This is a genomic window from Methylobacterium goesingense (genome assembly GCF_022179225.1).
GTDB classification, from domain to species: domain Bacteria; phylum Pseudomonadota; class Alphaproteobacteria; order Rhizobiales; family Beijerinckiaceae; genus Methylobacterium; species Methylobacterium goesingense.
In genome coordinates, this window is sequence record NZ_BPQL01000133.1 from 1 (window position 1) to 2343 (window position 2343).

The 2343-nt window shown below is 66.4% G+C and carries 2 protein-coding genes and 1 pseudogene; all 3 read left to right on the forward strand.

Features of this window, described 5'->3' with window-relative positions:
- Positions 1–214: helix-turn-helix domain-containing protein (locus MFF30_RS20525; protein ID WP_283205924.1), on the forward strand; the 214-nt coding region annotated here is incomplete at its 5' end.
- A gap of 41 nt (positions 215–255) precedes the next feature.
- Positions 256–777: pseudogene (locus tag MFF30_RS20530) on the forward strand (DUF6886 family protein); the annotation flags it as partial.
- A gap of 996 nt (positions 778–1773) precedes the next feature.
- Positions 1774–2343, forward strand: a 570-nt coding sequence (locus tag MFF30_RS20535; RefSeq protein ID WP_373320961.1) for a TolB family protein, incomplete at its 3' end; no start/stop codon positions are given.

Below are 2343 nucleotides of genomic sequence, written 5' to 3' on the forward strand. Positions count from 1 at the left end.
GTGGTACAGGCCGGGCGGGGGCAGCGTATCGCGATACCCGCCCGGCCTGTACCACCGCATCTTACGCGAGATCGAGGGGCCGCTGATCGGAGCGGCGCTGGCCGCCACCCGCGGCAACCAGATCCGCGCGGCCGAATTGCTGGGGGTCAACCGCAACACCCTGCGCAAGAAGGTCCGCGACCTCGACCTCCAGGTGTTCCGCAACGCGCGGTGACCCCGCGCGCGCCGGTCGAACCGGAGGCGAGGCGCCCTCCGCTGTTCCACTTCAGCGAAGATCCGGACATCCGGGTCTTCGTCCCGCGCCCCGTTCGGGTCGGCATCGACCGTGGGGCGGCGCGCGCCTGGCTGAACGGTCCCCTGGTCTGGGCGATCGCGGCGGACTTTTGCCTGCTCTACCTCTTTCCGCGCGACTGTCCCCGGATCGTGATCTGGCCCACCGCCGAGACGACGCCGGAGGACCGGCAGGCCTGGTTCGGCGACGTCACCGGCCGCGCCGTCGCCTATGTCGAGGAGGCCTGGGCGGAGCGGATCGCGGGCGGGACGATCCAGCGCTATCGGATGCCGCCCGGGACCTTCGAGCCCGCCGGCGATCCAGGCGCCTGGGTCTCGCGCCACGCGATCGTCCCGGAGCGCCGCGACACGCTCCGGAACCTGCCCGCCGCGATGGCGGCGGCGGGCCTGGAGCTGCGCATCCTGCCGCGCCTCACACCCCTGGCGCCGATCTGGACCTCCACCCTGCATGCCAGCGGCATCCGCCTCAGGAATGCGCAGGACTGGGTGACGCCGGAGGGCGGGCCGCCGCGACCGATCCGGGGCGACCGTCCGGGATGCGGTGAGGGTCGGGCGCCCGGGACGGAGGAACGCGCCTCCGTCCGCTTCCGCGTGCAGGGGTGAAGAAGCAGGACCTGACTGGCGGCGCCCTCCGTCAAGCGTCATCAGGCCAACTGCACCTTCCGCCGGCGACAACCCGTGGCGTGTCGCGGACACGCCTGCGCGAGCGGTTCCGATGCGAACGTCATCGTCCGCGTCCGATATCTCGAACAATCTGGGAAGGTCGTGCTTCACGAAGGTTAGCCGCACCCCGATGTCTCGGGGTTGAAACCCAATCCGCGTGACAGCGCGAAGGGCAACCGCGGATAGCGACCGCCCCCTGGGCTTTCGCCCCGAAGCGGACGGACCGCCTCCGAGCCATGGCGGCGATGCCGACCGTGATCGGCTCGCTCCGTGATAGGCCATTCGTCTGCCTTCAGCCGACGTCGGCTCGGCGGGTGGACCCCGTCCTGGAACCGGGCGGTGAACATGCCGGCTCGGACCCCGGCTGGCCTTGCTCCCGTGCGCCCTGGTCCCGCCTCCGCATCGCCACGACGCGTCCGGCGAGCCCAGCGCGGCCCAGCGGCCAGTCAAGTCCGCCAAATCCGAGAACGTTGTTCCAGCGCCCTCCACAGCCACACAATGATAAAAATCTATTAAAAATTCGATCTATTCATTTGAATTGATGCATAAAACTCCCTTACTGAGCGAGACAACGATTTATCGAATTTCCAAGTCCCTTACGCCGATATGACAAATCGGACAGACTCTGTGTTATGCTAATTTTCTGAATAGTATTATTCCGCATCCATTGATTTATGACTGACAAACAATACCGTCACATTGGTATAATCCAGAAATTATAACGTGTGCATGCGATTTTAACGCTTTCATCATCACACGCGCCGCGATACCCCACGGATCATCGGCATCTCGGCCGGCACGGCGAAGCAGGGCACGACCATGGCCACCACACGCGTATCGACCGCTGCCGATGGAACGCAGGGCAACGCCGCCAGCCAAATTGCCACCACGGGATCCCAGGTCTCGGCCGACGGGCGCTACGTCGTCTTCACGACCAACGCCGGCAACCTGGTGGCCGGCGACACGAACGGGACCATCGACGTCTTCGTCAAGGACACGCTCACCGGCACGGTCACCCGGGTCTCCACCGACAGCACGGGCGCGCAGGCCACCGGTGGCACCAGCACCGCGGCCTCGATCTCGGCCGACGGCACCCGTGTCGCCTTCCAGAGTACCGCCACCAACCTCGTCACGGGTGACACGAACAGCGCTTCCGACATCTTCGTCAAGGATCTGACGACCGGCACCACCACCCGCGTCTCCACCGACAGCACGGGCGCGCAGACCACATCTGGCACCAGCACCACCCCCTCGATCTCGGCCGATGGCACCCGCGTCGCCTTTCAGAGCAGCGCCACCAATCTCGTGGCCGGCGACACGAACGGTTTGACCGACGTCTTCGTCAAGAACCTGACGACCGGCACCACCACCCGCGTCTCCACCGACAGC